Origin of the sequence: Rhodobacter sp. CZR27 (genome assembly GCF_002407205.1) — a bacterium.
In the GTDB taxonomy this organism is placed as follows: Bacteria; Pseudomonadota; Alphaproteobacteria; order Rhodobacterales; family Rhodobacteraceae; genus Cereibacter_A.
In genome coordinates this window covers 1,200,512-1,218,522 of sequence record NZ_CP023548.1, presented here as the reverse complement: position 1 = coordinate 1,218,522, position 18,011 = coordinate 1,200,512, and the positions used below count along the sequence as shown (strand labels likewise).

The following is an 18,011-nucleotide window of genomic DNA, read 5'->3' as shown; positions in this document are numbered from 1 at the left end:
CCGAACCCTCAGCCGTCGGTAAGAAGCTGGTCCATGGTGACTGCGGGCTGCGCGCAGCCGGCCTCGCCCACGACCCGGGCGGGCACGCCGGCCACCGTCGTGCAGGGCGGCACGTCATGCAGCACGACCGAGCCCGCGGCAATCCGGCTGCAATGGCCCACATGGATGTTGCCGAGCACCTTCGCCCCCGCCCCGATCATCACGCCGTTGCCGATCTTGGGATGGCGGTCGCCATCCTCCTTGCCGGTGCCGCCCAGCGTCACGGAATGCAGCATCGAGACGTTGTCGCCTACCACCGCCGTCTCGCCGATGACAATGGAATGGGCATGGTCGATCATGATGCCGCGGCCGAGCCGGGCGGCGGGGTGGATGTCCACGCCGAACGCCTCGGAGACGCGCATCTGCACGAAATAGGCAAGGTCCTGACGGCCGGTCGTCCAGAGCCAGTGCCCGACCCGGTAGGCCTGCACCGCCTGATAGCCCTTGAAGAACAGGATCGGCTGAATGAACCGGTGGCAGGCCGGATCGCGCTCGTAGACCGCCACCATGTCGGCGCGGGCCATCTGGCCAAGCTCGGGGTCGCTGGCATAGGCCTCGTCGGCGATCTCGCGCAGGATCTGCTCGCTCATCTCGCCGGAGGCCAGCTTCAGCGAAAAGCGGTAGGCAAGCGCCCGCTCCATCGACGGATGGTGCAGCAGGCTGGAATGGACCAGCCCGCCCAGCAGGGGCTCGGCAAGGATGGCGGCATGTCCCTCCTCGGTGATGCGCTGCCAGACCGGATCGATGGTCGCAACGCGCGGTTTTGCCTCTGCCATGGCAGGCTCCTCTTTCCGTGCGGCTTCACGGTAGCACATAGTCAATGCCGGCAACAGGAAAAGGGTCTTTCCGTCTCGCCCGGCGTGCCCGCCGGGCAATTTCCAGCGCGACCAACGCGAGCGCCTCGAGATGGTCGGGATCCGGGCCGACTGGCTCGCGCATGCGCGGCAGCCCGGATGCGGCAGAGCCGAGCCCGCCGTTTCCCCACAGCGGATGCGGATGGCCCAGCCGCCTGGAGACCTTGTGGGCGCAATGCGCCATGTCGATGAGCCGCGCGAGCAACGCGGGACGCTCGCTGGCGGGCAGAAGCGCCAGGACCCCCGCCACATCAAGCAGATCGGCCAGCAGGACGGTCCGCATAGTTCAACCCGACACGAGCAGCCTGCGATAGGGACCGGATCCGTAGCTGTCCGAGACCTGCGCGACCTCGATGGCATAGGCGCCCGCGACGCCATCCGCCGCCCGCGCGGTCGCGGTGTAGGTCCAGGCGGGCTGCGAGACCTCGACCCGGCGCACCACGACGCCCCCGCTCACCACGCGCACCGAGTAGAGTTCGGCCGCCTCGCCCAGGGGCACCTCCCGCCCTTCCCAGCTGTCGCCGTCGATCCGCGTGCGACGGATCCAGCTGATCCGAAGGTCGCCGCCGTCGACGACGGCCCGCAGATGGACCGGCGCGTAGGGCCGCAGTCCCGCCGCCGAAAAGGCCTCGACCCTGTGTATCACATCGCCGTCGTCATAGCCGCGGCTCGCGACGCCGATCCTGAAGTGGCGGGCAAGGCCGCGGTCGGCCAGCGGCATGTCCACCTGAGGGAGCGCTGCGTTGACCAGCACGACAAGGCTGCCCGCCGGCCATTCGAGGGGCATCAGCGCATCGGTTCCCGCCTGCCCCCGCAGCCGCCGCGAAATCTCCCACAGCCGGGGCGAGACAAGCGTGGCCCGTGCGAACTGGAGCAACTCCCAGCCATCGGGGGAACCGTCGCCGATCGCCATGACATTCGCCCCGTTCAGCACGGCGGCATCGGAAGCCGACGACAGCGGCGGACCCTGCAGCTTCACCCGCAGCGGCGCGCCCATGTCCCACCGCCCGGCCGGCGCCGCAGGCAGCGGTGTCTGCGTCACGCCCAGCGTCGCCCCCGCCGAGACCAGCCGGTTCAACCGGTAGCCGGCATCCTCGTTCGCCTTCCAGACCGCAACCCGCCCCGGCCACGGCGAGGCGGCGACCGCGACATGGGGCGCATGCGGCACCTCGTTCCCGCTCAGCAGCGGCAGGTCGAGAAACACCGGATAGACCGGCGCCGGCATCGCGATCCGACGGGCCGGTGGGCGCTCCTCGGTCACATCACTCGGCCGGTATACGCCCGGCTCGACCCGCACCGCCTCGGCAAGCTGCGCCTCGGCCTGCTCCAGCCGATCAATGCGATAGCGCCGCCCCTCGAGCAGGACGACATCGCCGGTGCCCAGCGACAGCGCCGATCTTGGCAGGGCAAAGCGCGCCGTGTCCCGCGCCACGCGCGATTCCGCCAGCCACCGCTCGACCGTGCCACGCGCCTCGCCGCCCGTCAGGACCAGAGGCACCTCGGATTGCGACACCGAGAAGGTCGCCTCGTCCGGGAAGGCCGCCTCGACCTGACGGGCGGCATAATCTCCTTCCGCCTCGAGATAGCCTAGGCGCACCCGCCCCGCCGTCTCGGCCTCGGCCGCCCGCACCACCTCGACCGGGCCATCCAGCTCATCGGACTGCACCAGCCCCTCGCGGTGAAGCTCGGCCGCGGCGCGCCCGTCCCGCATGCGGAACACCAGCGTCCCGTCGCGCTCCAGCGCCTCGAAGCCGTAGGCCAGCATCAGCGGCTGAAGCGCGGCACGGGCCGAGTCGACCTCGGCAAGGCCATAACCCCGCACTACGCCGTGCAGGCCCGCGACATCGATCGCCCTGACGCCCGACCGCTCGCAGATCTCCGCCACCACCGCCGCAAGCGGCTGCGAGGCAGCACGACCGTTCAGCCAGTGGCCATGCGCATAGTTGTCGCCGTCACTCCAGACATCGGAGAGCGCCGGGAATGCCGGAAAGGGGCGTGCGTCCCAAGCCCAGACATGGGCACGGGACATGTCGACCATGGTGCCGCCGTAGAGGGGCGAGACCGGGTTGTTCGCAGCGTCGTCCCAGAACTCCGCCATCGCCCGCAGGTAGTCCATGGCAATCGCATCGTCCCTGCGACCCGACGACCCGCGCGGCAGCGAGGACTCCGAGCTCTTGGGGTCGAGGAACAGGTTCGGCTGGTTCGTACCGTTGTCGAGCGCCGGACAGCCATATTCCGTGAACCAGATCGGCTTGGACCTCGGCACCCAGGCTGTCGGCTGCGCCTGCCTCACCCCGCCGATCCGCTCGTGATGCGGCTGGGACCACCAGCTCTTCAGGTCCTTGCAGCGGAACACCCATGGCTCGCCATGCGCGCCATCGGTGATTGGCAGCCGCTGCTGTGCCTCGGCACCCGCCTCGCTGCCGTAGTACCAGTCGAACCCTTCGCCGCCCGCGATGTTGGCCTTGAGGTAGTCCAGATTGTTCGGCGCGCCCCAGGCGGCATCGGCATGTTCCTCGCCGTCGCGCCAGTCCGACAGCGGCATGTAGTTGTCGATCCCGATGAAATCGATGTTCTCGTCCGCCCAGAGCGGATCGAGGTGGAAATAGACATCGCCCCCGGTGTGGTGGCCGAACCACTCCGACCAGTCGGCCGCATAGCCGATCTTCACGCCGGGCCCGAGGATGCCCCGCACATCCGCCGCAAGCCGGCGCAGCGCCGCGACCGCGGGAAACCCGCCGGCGGCATTGCGGATCTGCGTCAGGCCGCGCATCTCCGAACCGATGCAGAAGGCCTCCACCCCGCCGGCAAGCCGGCAAAGCCACGCGGCGTGCAGGATGAACCGGCGATATCGCCAGTCCTGCGCGCCGTCATAGACCACCTTTCCATCCTCGAGGCGGAAATGGCCGGGCTCCGCAGTTCCGAAGAAGGCTGCGACCTGATCCCCCGCGGCCGTGGTGCCGTCGGGGCTGCCGGGACATCCTGGCGCCGACGACAGCGTGATCCGGCCGCGCCATGGCAGCACCGGCTGGTCCTGCGCCCCCGTCCAGGGATCGGTGAGGCCATTCCCCGGAAGCTGCTCCATCAGGATGAAGGGATAGTAGAGCACCGACTGCCCCGCCGCGTGCAGCGCCGCGATCGCCTCGACCACCGAGGCGTCGGCAGGTGTTCCGCCATAGACCGGCCGATCGTCGATGCGGCCGATCACCCCGGCATCCTCGCGCGCAAGGCCCGAGACCCGCCAAGGCATATTCGCGCCGTCGAACTCGCCCTGCTCCACCTTCGGCCGGATCTCGCAGGCACCGCATCGCAAGTCGCTGCCGAACCACGACACCACCAGCGAAACCGACCGACAGGCCGGAAGCTCCCCCGTCAACTGATCGAGCGACGTCAGCAGGTCGCTTTCACCGGAAGGCGAATGCACATTGGCCAGCGAGCCTTCGCCCGGCCCGTAGCTGTAGCTGACACGGCTCGACGCCAGCGAGTACTCGCCCGAACCCGGGATCATCGCCACGCCCCTGACCGCACGCTGAAGGTTGGTGATCCGCCCGGCCAGCGCGCCCTGGGCCGCGCGCATCACCTCGAAGGAGAATTGCGGCACGCGGTTGCCATAGGGCTCGAGTTCCAGATCCTCGATCACCACATAGGCGATCCCGCGATAGGCGGGCGCCCGCCCCGCACCCTCCACCGCCTCGATCTTCGGATCGGCAAGCTGGTCCTTGGTGCCCCGATAGACCCGGAAATTCAAAGAGGCGGGCGAGATCTCGGCCCCGTCTGCCCAGATCCGTCCCACGCGCAGGATCTCGCCCTCGCAGAGCGCGACGGCGAGGCTGACCGAATAGGAATAGCTGATGACGGTGCTCTTCGGCCCGCCGCCCTTGCCGCCGCTGGAGCTTTCCGACTGGCTTTCCAGGAACCGCGAGGCCCAGATCACCTGCCCGGCCACGCGGTTTCGGCCGAAGACCTGCGCCACTGCCGCACCCTCGCCCGCGCCCATCAGGCGGAAGCGCTCGATCCGGCCGGTGCGCACGGTCTGCGACCCGGTGCCCAACAAGCGCTGGTCGATCATCTGGCCGACCGTTGCGCCGATCGCGCGGCCGATGACCGCGCCGGTCAGCCCGAGGACGGTTCCGCCAAAGCCCGCACCGATCGCCGAGCCGGCCGCCGCCAACAAGAGTGTCGCCATCAGACGGTCCTTTCCGGAAAAGCGAAGCGCGCCGCGATCCGCCGCGCCCAGGGTTCCGAGAGCGGGCTTTCGACGACGCCGTGGCCAGAGTAGGCATGGATGAAAGAAGCGTCCCCGCCGGCGCGGACGAGGATGCCCAGATGCTTGGCCACCGACCCCGGTCGCATCCGGAACAGCAGCACGGTGCCCTCGGCGCCGTCTCCCGCCGGCAGGCGGACCAGCCAGCGGTCGCAGGCAGCCATCAGGACCTCGTCTCCGGAGGGCTCCGACCAGTCGGGCGTATAGGCGGGAACAGGGGCCGGCTCCGCCCCCAGCACCGCGCGCCAGATGCCCCGCAGAAGCCCGAGGCAATCCGTTCCGGCGCCGCAGGCCGACGCCTGATGCACATAGGGCGTGCCGATCCAGCGGCGGGCCTCGGCCACGATGGCAGCGCCGCTCATTCCCATAGGCTCCCGCCGTCATTGACCTTCGCCGACGCGGGATAGGCGCTCAGCCAGTCTTCGCCCGGCAGATGAGGGAAGCCGCGGAAGTTCATGAGGTTCCTGAACTTTGCCCGGCATGTCTCCGCCCTTCGGTCACAACCGGCCTCCAGACGGACGAGATCCCCGGGCAGGATCGCGGGTCCCATGGCCTCCCACAACTCCACCGTCCGCACGCCCCCGGCCAGCCGGTCGTTCTTCACCACGCCGACGACGCCCACGGCCGCCCCGGACAGGACAACCAGCCGGCCCTGCTCGAACCAGCGATCCGCGAAGGCGCCGAGTCCGCTGAAGCGGAACCTCTGCCGCTCCTCCGCCGCACCCACCGCGGCCTCCGCCGAGTATCCGCCCTGCATCAGGTCGAACCGGCACTTCCCGTCGCCCAGAACGGCCTGGCAGTCCCGCTGGTAGACGCGGCCCTGCGGCTGGTTCAGCGCCTCGGTCAGGCCGCGCAGCTCGGCCCGGAAGCGGCCACCCGCATGGGTCGTCTCTCCCAGCGTGCCGCGGAACTGCAGCAACCTGTCCTCCACATGCGCCCAGTTCACCAGCCAGGCCCTGACCTCCGCCCCGTCGAAGCGACCGGCCAGCAGATCCTCCTCGGTCACCGAGGCATGCGAGAGCGCGCCCACCGTCTCGGCATTGTCGACGGCAAGGCCCGTCGTCTGCTGCAGCGCCGAGGATGTCAGGCCCGTCTCGGCCCGGAAGGTGATCCCCCCGAAGACCAGGTCGCGGTCGTGGTCGGTGAAGCCGAAGACGCGCCCGTCCCGCCGCGTCACGGCCCAGCAGCGGCAGACGGTCGTCGCGCCGCTCTGCAGATGCGCATGAAGCTCGCTCGCGCCCATCAGACCCGCACCTCCATCACCGGAACGCTCGGCACCTCGCCGGAGTGGAACGAGGCCATGGAGATCTGAATGCTGTCGGTGTCGAAGCGCACCGGCACGTCGAATTCGAAGCCGGCCGAGATCTCGACCCCAGCCGCCGGCGCCGTGGCAAATGTCACGAGGCCCGTGGTCGTATCGACGGAAAACTGCACCGCTTCCTGCTGCGCCACACCCGCGAGGGCCACTTTCACCGTTCCAGCAACCGGCTTGACCACCGGCCTCACATAGCTTTGACCGCCCGAGCGATAGGTCTTCGACAGGGCGAAGACCCGCGTGGTGCCGTCCCCCGTGCCAATGATCTGATCCCGGGCGCCCGGAAGACCCGCCGGGGCGCAGGACCGGAAGTCGGCCCAGTCCTTCCAGCGAAAGCCGAACAGCTGGCCCCGTCGCGCCTCGAAGAACGCCAGCAGCGCCTCGACGTCGTCCAGTGACCGCAGCGCCACCCCCGCGTCATAGCGCCGGCGCGAATGCGCCCACAGACTGTTGCGCTCCTCGAATCCGTTGACCAACGTGACGATCTCCGTCCGCCGCTCGGGACCGCCGACCGACCCGAAGCTGAGGTTGGTCGGAAACCGGACCTCGTGAAAGCCCATGATGCGCTCCTCAGCCGTTGCGCTGCCCGCGCGAGAGTGCGCGGCTGACCTGCGCGGCGATCTGGCCGCGGCTGCGTTCGAAACCCCGCACATCGGGCGAGGAGACGTTCATCACGACATTGACCGACCGGCCGCCGCCCGCCTGCACACCCAGCCGCCCGTCGGCACCGCGCGCCAGCGGCAGGATCGCCTCCGGACCCGCTTCACCCATCAGTCCGGTGGCGCCGCGCATGGGAAACGAGGTCGCCCCCGCCACCACGCCCCCCTTGGCAAAGGGCATGACGCGGCCCTGCGAGAAGGCCGCCCCGCGGGCAAACGGCATGAGCCCGCCGAGCACGGAACCCAACCCATCCGCGATGAACCCGGACACCGCATCCTGGACCGGCTTCATCGCCACCGAATAGACGGTGCGCGAGATCGACCCCGCCAGCCCCTCCAGCGCGTCCGACAGCTTCATGCCGTCGAACATCACGCCATCGAAGGCCCGCCGGAGCCCGGTGCCCACGCCGCTCGACAGCCGGTCCACCTCGCGGCTCGTGAAAACCATCGAGTCGCGCATCCGTGCCAGTTCGCCCTCGAAGGCCGCGGCCACTCCGGCCGCGCTGCCCAGCGTGGTCTCCAGCGCGGCCACCTGCTCCTCCAGAGCCTCGATGTCAGCCATGGTCCTGCCCTTTCCCATGATCCGGATAGGCGCGCACCAACTCGTCCAGACGCGCCCGCGTCAGGGGCGGCGCCGCGCCGTCCCCCAGCATGATCCTCAGTTCCACCGGCGTGAGGCGCCAGAACTCGTCTGGCGACAGCCCGAGCCCGGTCAGACCCGCCCGCATCAGGGCGGGCCAGTCGAAGCCTGCCATGTCACTCCTCCGGCAGGGCGAAGGCCCGGGCGAGCAGTTCTGCCGCCGCGCGCGCCGCGCCCATCGGGCCGCCGCCCACCTCGACCGTGCGCAGGTCCTCTGCCGTGCCCTGCCAACCGCCGCCGCGCAGGCCCGCCACGAGGATCGCCAGCACATCGCGCGCCGAGAACCGCCGGCTTTCGAAGCGCTCGGCCATCCCGATCAGGCTTCCCTCGCCAAGCGTCGCCTCCAGCTCCGCCAGCGCGCCCAGCGTCAGCTTTCCCACGTGGCGCCGGCCATCTAGCCAGATGGCCACCTCTCCTGCCCAGGGGTTCGCCATCAGAGCGCCGTGAAGATCAGCTTGCCCGCCGAGGCGAGCGTCATCTCGTAGGTCGCTTCCCCGTTGTAGCTTCCGGAATACTCGATCGCCGAGATCAGGAACGGTCCCTCAACGATGCCGAAACTCGGGATCACGACCTGAAACCTCGGCGCCTCGCCCGCGAAGAACACCGCGCGCGCCCGCTCGTCGGTGGTCGCATCGCGGAACACGCCCGAGCCCGAGATCGACGCCGACTTGACCCCCGCCCCGGCCAGAAGCTCGCGCCAGCCTCCCTGGCTTTCCAGCGAGGTCACGTCGACCGTTTCGGCGTTGAAGCTGATCCGCGTCGCCCGAAGTCCCGCCATCGTCTCGAACTGCCCGCTGCCGTTCAGGTCCACCTTGATCAGCAGGTCCTTGCCGTTCTGCACAGCCATCCGTTCTCTCCATCTTGTGCCGGCCGCAGCCGCTTTCAGTCCTCGATGCGTGCCCGGAAGGTGAGGTCGATCCGCCGGGCCCCGCCCGATGCAAGGCGCCGCGCCACGGCCCTGAGGAACCCCAGGCTCACCAGCCGTCCGCGGCCCAGCGTCAGCGGGGCATCCACCAGCGCATCCGACACCGCCACGGCCACGCGCTTCGCCGCGAGAAAGCCCGCCGCGTCGGAGATCACGCTGACGGTGAAGCGATGCTCCGCCCCGTCGCCCGATGCGTCGGAGGCGTCCCGCACCTCCTCGGGGCCGATCAGCACCCAGGTGCCCCGTCCCCCGCCGTGCGGAACCGCGTCATGGACCGGAACCTCCGCGAGCGCGGGCGACGCCCTCAGCTTCTGGAACACCGCCGCCTGCAGGGCGGCCGCCGCGCCATAGCTCATGCCGGTGCCTCCTCTCGCGCGAAGCAGGTGAGGTAGCGCCCCGCCTGGTCCTTCTCCGTCACGGCAAGGATCGCATAGCAGCGCGTGCCCTCGCGCAGCCGCTGGCCCGGCTCGGGCCGCGACATGGCCCCCATCGGCGCCGCCCGGACCGTGATCCGCAGCGGCACCTGTCCAAGCGGAAACTCCTCGCCCGCCGCCTCGCGGCCGGTGCCGGGCTCGATCTTCGCCCACAGCGTCCCCAGCGCGGTCCAGACCCTGTCCGCGCCGCCGAAGCCATCGTCCTCCGCCAGCGGCGCCTCGAGCACCAGCCGGCGGTTCAGCATCTCGCGCATCAGGCCGCCCCCCCGCCCAGCACACGCACCGTGCGCCAGCGCTCGATCAGCCCCACGACCGGCCAGGGCAGACCCGCCCCCGACAGCCCCGGCTCGTAGCGGTTCTCGTAATAGTCCGAGGCCAGCAGCATCACCGCCTGCGCAAGATCCGCGGGAATGTCGGCCCAGGCGGCACCAAAACCCGCCTCGAAGACGATCTCGATCCGCCCGTCATCGGGAACCGACGGCAGGGTGGTGCCGCGCGGCAGCAGCCGCGGACGATGATGGTCGCGAACCAGCCGCCAGGCAGCGGTCGGCACGACCGTGGCGCGCTCGGCGCCATCATAGAGCGTGACCGACAGCACGCTTCCAACCGGTGCGACCGGCAGCGCCTGCCCCTCCTCGGTCCGCCAATCATCAAGCACCAGCAGGAAACGCCGTGCCAGAAGCACCTTGCCCGTGCGGCCCTCGATCGTCGTCATCGCGGCGCGAAGGAAGGTGGCCAGCAGCCCGTCCTGCAGCCCGTCGTCGGCAAATCCGCTGCCGAGCCGCAGATGCTGCTTCAAGGCCGCAACAGGCAGAGCCTCCGCCGGAACCGCGGTCTGCTCGATCAACATCATGGGAATAACTCCGAAAACGCCGCAGCAAGACGCGCGCCGGGAGTTTGGCGCGCGTCCGCCGCCCCTGTGCCGGGGCGGCTTCTCACGGGGCCGGTCAGGACGCCGCGATCTTCAGCAGCTTGATCGCCGCATAGTCGGTCACGTCGCCGCCCACGCGCTTGGTCGCGTAGAACAGCACGTGCGGCTTGGCCGAGAACGGGTCGCGCAGCACGCGAACCTCGGGACGCTCGGCGATGGTGTAGCCGGCCGTGAAGTCGCCGAAGGCGATCGCATAGGCGTTGGCCGCGATGTCCGGCATGTCCTCGCAGAGCAGGACCGGATAACCCATCAGGCGTGCGGGCTCGGCCGCCGCCAGACCGTCCGACCACAGGAACCGGCCGTCCGAGTCCTTCATCTTCCGCACCGCGCCCGCCGTCTTCGAGTTCATCACGAAGGTCGCGTTCGCCCGGTAGTCGGCCCCCAGCGAGTAGATCAGGCTGATGATGCAGTCCGCCGGATTGGTGGCGGCAAAATCGCTCGCCGCGCCGGTCGGGACATAGCCGATGCTGCCCCAGGTCCAGGAGGCGTTCGCCACCTTCGCGGGCGTCAGGAACCCGCGCGGCTTGTCGATCCCATCGCCACTGACGAAGGCCGCGCTCTCCGCCCGGATGAAGCGGGTGGCGATCTTGCCGGCCAGCCAGCCCTCGACGTCGAAGGCCGAGTCGTCCAGCAGCCGCTGGCTCGCCTTCGGCATCGCCGACAGCTCGTGCAGCTTGATCGAGATGCGCTCGATGGTGGGCGAGGCCGTCTCGGTCAGCGTGCTCGCCTCGGTCGCCCAGCCGGATCCCACCTCGGTGCGGTCGATCAGCACGTCGAAGCTCGTGGCCTCCACGTTGACAAGGCTCGCGACCTGCCGGATCGACGCGGTCGAGAGCAGCATCGAGCGGATCGCGTCCGAGGTCTGGGAATCCACCAGATAGCCGCCATCCGAGGCGACGGCGGTGCTCATCGCCTTGCCCTCGAGCACCAGCCCCCGCAGCCCGTCGTCATCGCCCGAGCGCAGATAGGCGGCAAACGCCTTGCGGTGCGGGGCCTCAAGCTCGGCCACCGCCGAAAGCGCCGGGCGCCCGTAGATCATGGTTTTGCGGTCCAGCATGGTCAAACGCTCTTCCTGTTGTTGCAACACGGTCTTCACTTCATCCTGAAAGAGCTTGATCTCCTTCAGAAACCCGGCCATGGCGGCTTTCGCCTCCCCGGCAGGGTCGGGGGCCCCGGACATGCCTGTCCCGGCCCGAGCCCTCGTCTCGGTCATCCTCGTCTTCCTCTGGGTTGAAGGTGGTCCCGGTCAGGTCCGGGCGAGGCTCTGGCGCGCGTCCTCGAAGATCTCGGCAACCGAGCGCCAGTCCAGGTCGTCGTGGTCCTCGCCTTTCGAGGCGACCCGCGCCTCGGGCAGCATCGGGAAGGTGACAAGCGACACCTCCCACAACTCGATCTCGCTCAGAACGCGATGCCCCTTGGCGTCACGCTCCGCGCGAATTGTGCGATAGCCGATGGACAGGCCGTCGATCGCGCCGGCCGCGATCAGCGCGGCGGCCTCGCGTCCCCGGCCGATCTCGGTCAGGATCCGGCCCTTCACCCAAAGGCCGGTCTCGTCCTCGTGCACGTCGTCCCAGACGCCGATCACCTCGGCCGGATCGTGCTGCCACAGCATCTTGACCCGCCGCCCCTGCGCCCGCATCGCCTCGAGCGAGGCCGCATAGGCACCCCGCGCCACGACGTCGCCGCCATTGTCGGGCTTGCCGAAGATCGAGGCATAGCCCTCGATCACCGATCCCTCCGACAGCACGAGGCCGGTTTCAGGCCGGTGGAACTTGCGCTCGGGCGCGCCGAATTCGTCTCTCATCCTCATCCGCTCACTCCAAAAGGGCCCGCACCACCGCCTCCGCCCCCTGCATCAGCAGGAAGGCGGCAACGCCGTAGAGCCACAGCCACATGCGCTGCTCGACCCGCTCCAGCCCGTTCTCGATCCGGCCCAGCCGGAAATCGAGCGCGGTCCACCGCTCGCCCGCAACGCGCTCGTTCGCGTCGATCCGGGCATGGGCCGCGTCGAAGCTCTGGTAGAGGAAGCGGGAACCGCCCTGGTCCATCTCAGCCGTCCTCCGCGATCCGCGGCAGGCCGAGAAGCGCGCGCTTTTCCGCGTCGGTCAGGAAGTCCGCAGCCGCGACCCGCGCCCATTGCTGGTCACGCTCAAGCGCCAGCGCCGGCACCTGGTCGAGATCGGGGCGCAACTCCACCCCGTCGCCGGTAAAGCCCGCCAGCCAGTGCGAGATCGCCGCCGTGACCTTCGCGGCCAGCGGCAGCACCGTCAGCCGGTAGAAGGCGCGGTTGGCTTCCTGATAGTTGGCATAGGTCGCCTCGCCCGGGATGCCGAGCAGCATCGGCGGCACGCCGAAGGCGATGGCGATCTCGCGCGCGGCTGCCTCCTTGGTCTGCTGGAACTCCATGTCGGAGGGCGAGAAGCCCATCGGCTTCCAGTCGAGCCCCCCTTCCAGCAGCATCGGCCGCCCTGCGTTGCGCGCGCCCTGATGGTTCGCCTCGATCTCGCCCACCAGCCGGTCATATTGCTCGGCCGTCAACGAGGACTGCCCGTCCGCGCCGCGATAGACGATGGCGCCCGAAGGCCGGGCGGCATTGTCGAGCAGCGCTTTCGACCAGGCCGAGGCCGCCACATGCACGTCAAGTGCCACCGCGGCCGCCTGAAGCGGCGAAAAGCCATAGTGATCGTCCTGCGGATGAAAGCTCCGGATATGGCAGATCGGCGATCCGGCCGTCATGTCGAACCGGACCTTCCGCGCGCCGACGGTGTATTCATAGGCCACGGGCCAGCCATCCGGCCCCGGCAGGATCGCCATCCGGTCCGAGCGCAGAAGATGCAACTCGCCCGGCAGCCGGTCGAGACCGGCGACCGCTTCTAGATAGGCATTCCCGGTCAGCAGCAGCTGGGCATAGACCGCCTCGAGCAGTTCGGCCCGCCCCTGCAAGGGGTTCGGCCGGGCGATCAGGTCCAGCAGCGGATGGCTCTCGTAGCGCCGCCCCGCATCCTGCAGCACCAGCGGCAATGCCGCCGCGGCCTCCGCAATCAGCCTAACCGAACGGAAGGCGATCGGATTGCCGAGAAAGCCGTTGCGTGTCAGCGAGGTGGTGTCCCGCGGACTCCAGGCCACCCGGCCGGTGTTCCAGCCAACCAACGGCCCGGTGGCGGAGGCTTTCCGCTCGGGCACCCTGGCCGGTTTCCTCAGGAAGTCGAACAGCATCTCGAAGAACTCCTCTGTCGCGCGGGCATGCCGCCTCCGCGCCGCGGCCCGGCGGGCCGAGGTCTCGTCCACCCGAAGCAGGCGGAAGTCAGAGCATGCGCAGCCTGGGGTTCACCCAGGCCCGTGCCGGCTCGATCATCAGATCCGTCAGCGCCCAGACCAGCGCATCCAGCCGGTCGGGCGAACCCCGGCCATCGTAGCCGCGCAGCGTCATCCGGCACATCTGGTCCTCGAGCTCGCCGAGTCCCCTCAGGTGACGCACCCGTCCCTGCTCGTAAAGCGCCGCCACCGGCTCGGCCCGGGCGGCCTTCCCGCGCGAGGCATGGACCCCGCGATAGGGCACCAGCGGATCGATCTGCCGGATCAGAGTCTCGACCAGATCGCCGCCCTGGTTCACCTCTGCCACCAGCCGGTCCGCCCCGTGCCGGCGCATGGTCTCCAGCGCCACCCGGGCCCAGCGGTCGGGCGAGGCCGCCGTGACCGAGGCATCCTCCAGCACCACCGCCTGCCAGTCCTGCGGCGGCCCCTCGGTCAGGGCGCCCACCACCACGATGCCGCATTCGTCGGATCCGTCGTGCCCGGTAACCGGCGGATCGACCGCGACCACGATCCGGGTCAGTCGCCCCGGCTCCTCGGTCCGGATTGCTTCCAGGGCCGCCGTGGTCCACATCGCCCCCTCGGCATCCTCCAGCAGCAGCCCTTCCAGCTCCTGCCGGCCCAGACGCGTGCCGTCGTAACGCGCGTGCACTTCCTCAAGGAAGGACCTGGCAAGATAGGCCCGGTTCGCCTCGGTCGGCGCGTGGGTCACCACGGTCGAGGGGTTGTCCAGGATGTGCCGCAGCACCGGCACGTTGCGCGGCGTCGTCGTCACCACCTGCCGCGGCTGCTCGCCCGACCGGAGCGAGAACTGCAGCATGTCCCAGGCCTCCTCGGCATGGCTCCACTTCGCCAGCTCGTCGGCCCAGGCGGCATCGAACTGCGGCCCGCGAAGACTCTCGGGATCATGCGCCGAGAACACCTGTGCCACCGCCCCGTTCGGCCAGACGAGGCGCCGTCGCCCCGCCTCCCATTCCGGCCGGCGGTCCGGCGGCGAACAGGCCAGGATCCCGCTCTCGCCGAAGACCATCACCTCGCGCGCCTGGTCGATGGTCTCGGCCACCAGCGCCACATGGCGCGACCGCCCCGGATCGCCGGGGCGCGAACCCTCAACCTCCGACCGCACCCATTCGGCACCGGCCCGTGTCTTGCCCGCGCCGCGGCCGCCCATCACCACCCAGGTCTTCCACGCCCCTTCGGGCGCCAACTGGTGCGGCAGCGCCCAGAATTCGAACAGCCACGGCAGGGCAAGCAGCGCCGGTCCGCTCAAGCCCTCCAGGAACTCATCCACCGCTTCCGGCGCTGCGGAGGCGAGCCAGGCGGCGCCCGATCTCAACGCGGGCTGCATCGAAGTCGAGCGCGTAGTCGTGGACGATTCCACCCGCGGTTCTGCGTAGCTTTTCAATCCTCGCCCTCTCATCCATCACGAGTTGAAGCGCGGCCTTGAGGTCCTTGACCGCCTGCACGGCCGCCTTGACCTCTTCCGTCCGGCCCTCCGACAGCTTCCTGCGCGCGCGGACAAGGTCCTCGGCCGCCTCGCGGTAAAGCTCCTCCGTCTCCGCCAGCAGATCCACTGGCGGGGGTTTGTTGACCATCGACATGCGCTGCTGCTTCCGCCTTTCCCCGGCCCGGCCGGAGAATGAAAAAGCGGCCCCGGGTTGCCCCGTGCCGCTTGCCCACCTCTTCCAGCTTGTCACAAGTCCTACATCGGACCGTCCGCAAAGTCAAGCGGAAAACCCAGCAACATCAGTCGCTTGGCGGACTCACGCTTAACCCTTCGTCAAGACTTCAGTCACCCTGGATGCCGACCGGCGGCGGACGGCCCCGCTCGGCCTCGATCTTGCGCCAGGCCGCGACGTTGCGGTTGTGCTCTTCCAGGGTGGCGGCGAAGGCGTGCCCGCCGCTGCCATCCGCCACGAAATAAAGGTAATCCGTCTTGGCCGGATTCAGCGCCGCCTCGATCGACAGCCGACCCGGGTTGGCGATCGGCGTCGGAGGAAGGCCCGCGATCACATAGGTGTTGTAATCCGTGCGCCGGCGCAACTCGCTCTGCCTGAGGCCGCGGCCGAGGATCCCCCTGCCTTCCGTCACGCCATAGATCACCGTCGGGTCGGTCTGAAGCCGCATGCCCTTCGCCAGCCGGTTGACGAAGACGCTTGCCACCTGCGGCCGCTCCTCCGGCACGCCGGTCTCCTTCTCGACGATGCTCGCCATGATCAGCGCCTCCTGCGGCGTCGCATAGGGCACATCGGCAGCGCGCGCCTCCCAGAGATCGGCGATGATCAGGCTCTGACGCTCCTGCATCTGGGCCAGCAGGGCGCCCCGGTCGTCGCCGCGCTCCACCTCGTAGCTGTCCGGTGCAAGCGTGCCCTCGGGCGGGACCTCATTGATCTCGCCCTTCAGGAAGTCGGCCTTGCGCAGGCTGTCCACGACCTGCCAGCTCGTCACCCCCTCGGCGAGGGTCACGCGCCAGCGCAGGTCCTCGGCCTCGGCGGCTTCGGCATAGGTCGGCGGGGTCTCGCCCTCGCCCGGAACGAACTTCGCCACCTCGACATAACGGCTCTCGGCGGCGTCAAATTCGCGCAGGATGATCTCGGCCGCGACCACGCCGATGCGGAAGTTGACCTCCCGCCCGCAGGTGGATTGCCCGCCCGCGGTGAGAATCTCGAGGACCTGCGCCATCGACGCCCCGGCCGGCACGAGGTAGCTGCCGAACTTCAGCCCGCCGGCCTTGTCGGAATACTCGGCGCCGATCCGGAAAATCCGCGCGTCGCTCACCGCGCCCTGCGTCTCGAGGCGCTGGCTGACAGCCGAGAGGGAATCCCCGCGCTCGATCCGGATGCAGACCGCCTCGGCCAGCGGGCCGGGACCGGTGAACTCCTGCCGGCCCCAGGCCAGCAGACCGGCCACCGCCACCAGCACGACAATGAACAGCGTCAGCGCATTGGAGGCGATGGCGCGCCACATCAGTCGGACACCCGCCCCAGCAGCAGCGAGGCGTTCGTCCCGCCGAAGCCGAACGAGTTGGACAGCGCCACGTCGATCCGGCGCTTGCGAGCCGCATTGGCCGCAAGGTCGATCCGGGCCGGCACGGCCGGCGTGTCGAGGTTGATCGTCGGCGGCGCGACCTGGTCACGGATCGCCAGCGTGCAGAAGATCGCCTCGACGGCACCGGCCGCGCCGAGCAGGTGGCCGATGCTCGACTTGGTCGAGGACATCGTGGCCTTCTCCGCCGCGTCGCCCAGCAGACGCTCCACCGCGCCCAGTTCGATCACGTCGGCCATCGTCGACGTGCCGTGGGCATTGATGTAATCGATGGCCGAAGCCTCCAGCCCCGCCCGTTTCAGCGCCATCGACATGGAGCGGAAGCCGCCGTCCCCATCCTCGGCGGGCGCCGTGATGTGATAGGCATCGCCCGAAAGGCCATAGCCCAGCACCTCGGCATAGATCTTCGCGCCCCGCGCCTTGGCATGCTCGTATTCCTCGAGCACCACGACCCCGGCACCCTCGCCCATCACGAAGCCGTCGCGATCCGCGTCCCACGGCCGCGACGCCGCCGTCGGGTCGTCATGACGCTTGGTGGACAGGGCCTTGCAGGCATTGAAGCCGGCAATGCCGATCTCCGAGATCGGGCTTTCCGCCCCGCCCGCGAGCATCACGTCGGCGTCGCCCCACTGGATCAGCCGCGCCGCGTCGCCGATGGCATGGGCACCGGTCGAGCAGGCGGTCACGACCGCATGGTTCGGCCCCTTGTAACCGAAGCGGATCGAGACCTGCCCCGAGACGAGGTTGATGAGCGCGGAAGGGATGAAGAAGGGCGAGACCCGCTTCGGCCCCTTCTCCTTGATCAGGACGGCCGTGTCGGCGATGGCCGAGAGCCCTCCGATGCCCGAGCCGATCATCACGCCCGTGCGGCAGCGCTCCTCCTCGGTCGCCGGCACCCAGCCGGAATCCGCTACGGCCTGCGCCGCGGCCGTCATGCCGTAGAGAATGAAATCGTCGACCTTGCGGCGATCCTTCGGCTCCATCCAGTCGTCGGGGTTGAAGGTCGCGTCGGACCCGTCGCCGAACGGGATCTCGCAGGCGTATCTTGTGGTGACATTGGCCGTGTCGAACCGGGTGATGGCCCCCGCGCCCGACTGGCCGGAGAGAAGCCGCTTCCAGGTCTCCTCGACGCCGCACGCCAGCGGCGTGACCATGCCCAGACCCGTGACAACCACTCGACGCATGCCATGACTCCCTTGCCAGCCCGGTCCGGGCCCTTGTCGCAAGGCCTCTTACACGCGCGAACGCCCCTTCGCAACAAGCGGGGACGCGGCTTTGCGACCCTTCGCCAACCGGGGAAGGTGCCGCCCGAGGGGGCATCGAACCCCCTCGGGCGGCGTTGCCACGGAAGAGGGAACGGGCAGCCTCAAGCAGGCAAGGGCTCGCCCTGCGGCTCCGGCTGGACTTTGGCAAGCGACCCCGCGTGCCGACCGAATGACTTGCGTTGCGGCTCTGGGTGGAGGGCTCGCCCTGACCCTGTCCGGCGCCGTCCCATGCCGGCCGAGGCCTGCCCTTCCTTCAGGGGCCCAACGACACGCCAGCCGCAAGAAGAACATGTCATTCCTGTCCCCGGCAGGGCCGTCCGCGGGGGCT

21 protein-coding genes are annotated in these 18,011 nt (G+C 69.5%); all 21 read right to left on the bottom strand.

Annotated elements, in window-relative coordinates:
• Positions 1-8: 8 nt before the first annotated feature.
• Positions 9-815, bottom strand: a complete 807-nt coding sequence (gene cysE, locus CK951_RS06105; RefSeq protein ID WP_096785310.1) for a serine O-acetyltransferase — start codon at positions 813-815, stop codon at positions 9-11.
• 25 nt (positions 816-840) lie between these two features.
• Positions 841-1,176 (bottom strand): hypothetical protein, encoded by a 336-nt coding sequence (locus CK951_RS06100; RefSeq protein ID WP_096785309.1) that lies wholly within the window; start codon positions 1,174-1,176, stop codon positions 841-843.
• A gap of 3 nt (positions 1,177-1,179) precedes the next feature.
• On the bottom strand, positions 1,180-5,079 hold the full coding sequence (locus tag CK951_RS06095; protein ID WP_096785308.1) for a glycoside hydrolase TIM-barrel-like domain-containing protein: 3,900 nt from the start codon (positions 5,077-5,079) through the stop codon (positions 1,180-1,182).
• Positions 5,079-5,519 (bottom strand): NlpC/P60 family protein, encoded by a 441-nt coding sequence (locus tag CK951_RS06090; RefSeq protein WP_096785307.1) that lies wholly within the window; start codon positions 5,517-5,519, stop codon positions 5,079-5,081. Before CK951_RS06090 ends, CK951_RS06095 begins: the two co-directional genes overlap by 1 nt.
• Positions 5,516-6,400, bottom strand: coding sequence for a DUF2163 domain-containing protein (locus CK951_RS06085; protein WP_096785306.1), 885 nt, complete (start codon positions 6,398-6,400; stop codon positions 5,516-5,518). Before CK951_RS06085 ends, CK951_RS06090 begins: the two co-directional genes overlap by 4 nt.
• Positions 6,400-7,032 carry a DUF2460 domain-containing protein gene (locus CK951_RS06080; RefSeq protein ID WP_096785305.1) on the bottom strand — a complete coding sequence of 211 codons (633 nt, stop codon included), beginning with the start codon at positions 7,030-7,032 and terminating at the stop codon, positions 6,400-6,402. Before CK951_RS06080 ends, CK951_RS06085 begins: the two co-directional genes overlap by 1 nt.
• A 10-nt stretch (positions 7,033-7,042) precedes the next feature.
• On the bottom strand, positions 7,043-7,693 hold the full coding sequence (locus CK951_RS06075) for a phage tail tape measure protein (RefSeq protein WP_096785304.1): 651 nt from the start codon (positions 7,691-7,693) through the stop codon (positions 7,043-7,045).
• The gene (locus tag CK951_RS06070) at positions 7,686-7,886 is read right to left on the bottom strand and encodes a rcc01693 family protein (protein ID WP_096785303.1); all 201 of its coding nucleotides are present in this window, start codon (positions 7,884-7,886) and stop codon (positions 7,686-7,688) included. The genes CK951_RS06075 and CK951_RS06070 overlap by 8 nt, the downstream gene beginning before the upstream one ends.
• A 1-nt stretch (position 7,887) precedes the next feature.
• Positions 7,888-8,205 (bottom strand): gene transfer agent family protein, encoded by a 318-nt coding sequence (locus CK951_RS06065; RefSeq protein ID WP_096785302.1) that lies wholly within the window; start codon positions 8,203-8,205, stop codon positions 7,888-7,890.
• Positions 8,205-8,618: a phage major tail protein, TP901-1 family gene (locus tag CK951_RS06060; RefSeq protein ID WP_096785301.1), complete on the bottom strand. Its 414-nt coding sequence runs from the start codon at positions 8,616-8,618 to the stop codon at positions 8,205-8,207. The genes CK951_RS06065 and CK951_RS06060 overlap by 1 nt, the downstream gene beginning before the upstream one ends.
• A 35-nt stretch (positions 8,619-8,653) precedes the next feature.
• Positions 8,654-9,052 carry a DUF3168 domain-containing protein gene (locus CK951_RS06055; RefSeq protein ID WP_096785300.1) on the bottom strand — a complete coding sequence of 133 codons (399 nt, stop codon included), beginning with the start codon at positions 9,050-9,052 and terminating at the stop codon, positions 8,654-8,656.
• On the bottom strand, positions 9,049-9,384 hold the full coding sequence (locus CK951_RS06050) for a head-tail adaptor protein (protein ID WP_096785299.1): 336 nt from the start codon (positions 9,382-9,384) through the stop codon (positions 9,049-9,051). Before CK951_RS06050 ends, CK951_RS06055 begins: the two co-directional genes overlap by 4 nt.
• Entirely contained in the window at positions 9,384-9,983 is a 600-nt protein-coding gene (locus CK951_RS06045) for a hypothetical protein (protein WP_096785298.1), read from the bottom strand. The genes CK951_RS06050 and CK951_RS06045 overlap by 1 nt, the downstream gene beginning before the upstream one ends.
• Positions 9,984-10,077: 94 nt before the next feature.
• The gene (locus CK951_RS06040; protein WP_096785297.1) at positions 10,078-11,274 is read right to left on the bottom strand and encodes a phage major capsid protein; all 1,197 of its coding nucleotides are present in this window, start codon (positions 11,272-11,274) and stop codon (positions 10,078-10,080) included.
• 33 nt (positions 11,275-11,307) lie between these two features.
• Positions 11,308-11,871, bottom strand: coding sequence for an HK97 family phage prohead protease (locus CK951_RS06035; RefSeq protein WP_096785296.1), 564 nt, complete (start codon positions 11,869-11,871; stop codon positions 11,308-11,310).
• A gap of 4 nt (positions 11,872-11,875) precedes the next feature.
• Complete coding sequence (locus tag CK951_RS06030; RefSeq protein WP_096785295.1) at positions 11,876-12,109, bottom strand: hypothetical protein; 234 nt, start codon at positions 12,107-12,109, stop codon at positions 11,876-11,878.
• Between the two features lies 1 nt (position 12,110).
• A complete protein-coding gene (locus tag CK951_RS06025) occupies positions 12,111-13,277 on the bottom strand; it encodes a phage portal protein (protein WP_096787177.1) in 1,167 nt (388 codons plus the stop codon).
• An 88-nt stretch (positions 13,278-13,365) separates the two neighbouring features.
• The gene (locus tag CK951_RS06020) at positions 13,366-14,664 is read right to left on the bottom strand and encodes a DNA-packaging protein (RefSeq protein WP_096785294.1); all 1,299 of its coding nucleotides are present in this window, start codon (positions 14,662-14,664) and stop codon (positions 13,366-13,368) included.
• Entirely contained in the window at positions 14,657-14,974 is a 318-nt protein-coding gene (locus tag CK951_RS06015) for a hypothetical protein (RefSeq protein ID WP_096785293.1), read from the bottom strand. Before CK951_RS06015 ends, CK951_RS06020 begins: the two co-directional genes overlap by 8 nt.
• Positions 14,975-15,161: 187 nt before the next feature.
• Positions 15,162-16,340 (bottom strand): endolytic transglycosylase MltG, encoded by a 1,179-nt coding sequence (mltG, locus tag CK951_RS06010; RefSeq protein ID WP_096785292.1) that lies wholly within the window; start codon positions 16,338-16,340, stop codon positions 15,162-15,164.
• Positions 16,340-17,602, bottom strand: coding sequence for a beta-ketoacyl-ACP synthase II (fabF, locus tag CK951_RS06005; RefSeq protein WP_096785291.1), 1,263 nt, complete (start codon positions 17,600-17,602; stop codon positions 16,340-16,342). The genes mltG and fabF overlap by 1 nt, the downstream gene beginning before the upstream one ends.
• Between the last annotated feature and the right edge of the window lie 409 nt (positions 17,603-18,011).

Coding starts and splice junctions, on each gene's coding strand:
- cysE (WP_096785310.1), bottom strand. CDS start 815: ATGGCAGAGGCAAAACCGCGCGTTGCGACCATCGATCCGGTCTGGCAG.
- CK951_RS06100 (WP_096785309.1), bottom strand. CDS start 1,176: ATGCGGACCGTCCTGCTGGCCGATCTGCTTGATGTGGCGGGGGTCCTG.
- CK951_RS06095 (WP_096785308.1), bottom strand. CDS start 5,079: ATGGCGACACTCTTGTTGGCGGCGGCCGGCTCGGCGATCGGTGCGGGC.
- CK951_RS06090 (WP_096785307.1), bottom strand. CDS start 5,519: ATGAGCGGCGCTGCCATCGTGGCCGAGGCCCGCCGCTGGATCGGCACG.
- CK951_RS06085 (WP_096785306.1), bottom strand. CDS start 6,400: ATGGGCGCGAGCGAGCTTCATGCGCATCTGCAGAGCGGCGCGACGACC.
- CK951_RS06080 (WP_096785305.1), bottom strand. CDS start 7,032: ATGGGCTTTCACGAGGTCCGGTTTCCGACCAACCTCAGCTTCGGGTCG.
- CK951_RS06075 (WP_096785304.1), bottom strand. CDS start 7,693: ATGGCTGACATCGAGGCTCTGGAGGAGCAGGTGGCCGCGCTGGAGACC.
- CK951_RS06070 (WP_096785303.1), bottom strand. CDS start 7,886: ATGGCAGGCTTCGACTGGCCCGCCCTGATGCGGGCGGGTCTGACCGGG.
- CK951_RS06065 (WP_096785302.1), bottom strand. CDS start 8,205: ATGGCGAACCCCTGGGCAGGAGAGGTGGCCATCTGGCTAGATGGCCGG.
- CK951_RS06060 (WP_096785301.1), bottom strand. CDS start 8,618: ATGGCTGTGCAGAACGGCAAGGACCTGCTGATCAAGGTGGACCTGAAC.
- CK951_RS06055 (WP_096785300.1), bottom strand. CDS start 9,052: ATGAGCTATGGCGCGGCGGCCGCCCTGCAGGCGGCGGTGTTCCAGAAG.
- CK951_RS06050 (WP_096785299.1), bottom strand. CDS start 9,384: ATGCGCGAGATGCTGAACCGCCGGCTGGTGCTCGAGGCGCCGCTGGCG.
- CK951_RS06045 (WP_096785298.1), bottom strand. CDS start 9,983: ATGATGTTGATCGAGCAGACCGCGGTTCCGGCGGAGGCTCTGCCTGTT.
- CK951_RS06040 (WP_096785297.1), bottom strand. CDS start 11,274: ATGACCGAGACGAGGGCTCGGGCCGGGACAGGCATGTCCGGGGCCCCC.
- CK951_RS06035 (WP_096785296.1), bottom strand. CDS start 11,871: ATGAGGATGAGAGACGAATTCGGCGCGCCCGAGCGCAAGTTCCACCGG.
- CK951_RS06030 (WP_096785295.1), bottom strand. CDS start 12,109: ATGGACCAGGGCGGTTCCCGCTTCCTCTACCAGAGCTTCGACGCGGCC.
- CK951_RS06025 (WP_096787177.1), bottom strand. CDS start 13,277: ATGCTGTTCGACTTCCTGAGGAAACCGGCCAGGGTGCCCGAGCGGAAA.
- CK951_RS06015 (WP_096785293.1), bottom strand. CDS start 14,974: ATGTCGATGGTCAACAAACCCCCGCCAGTGGATCTGCTGGCGGAGACG.
- mltG (WP_096785292.1), bottom strand. CDS start 16,340: ATGTGGCGCGCCATCGCCTCCAATGCGCTGACGCTGTTCATTGTCGTG.
- fabF (WP_096785291.1), bottom strand. CDS start 17,602: ATGCGTCGAGTGGTTGTCACGGGTCTGGGCATGGTCACGCCGCTGGCG.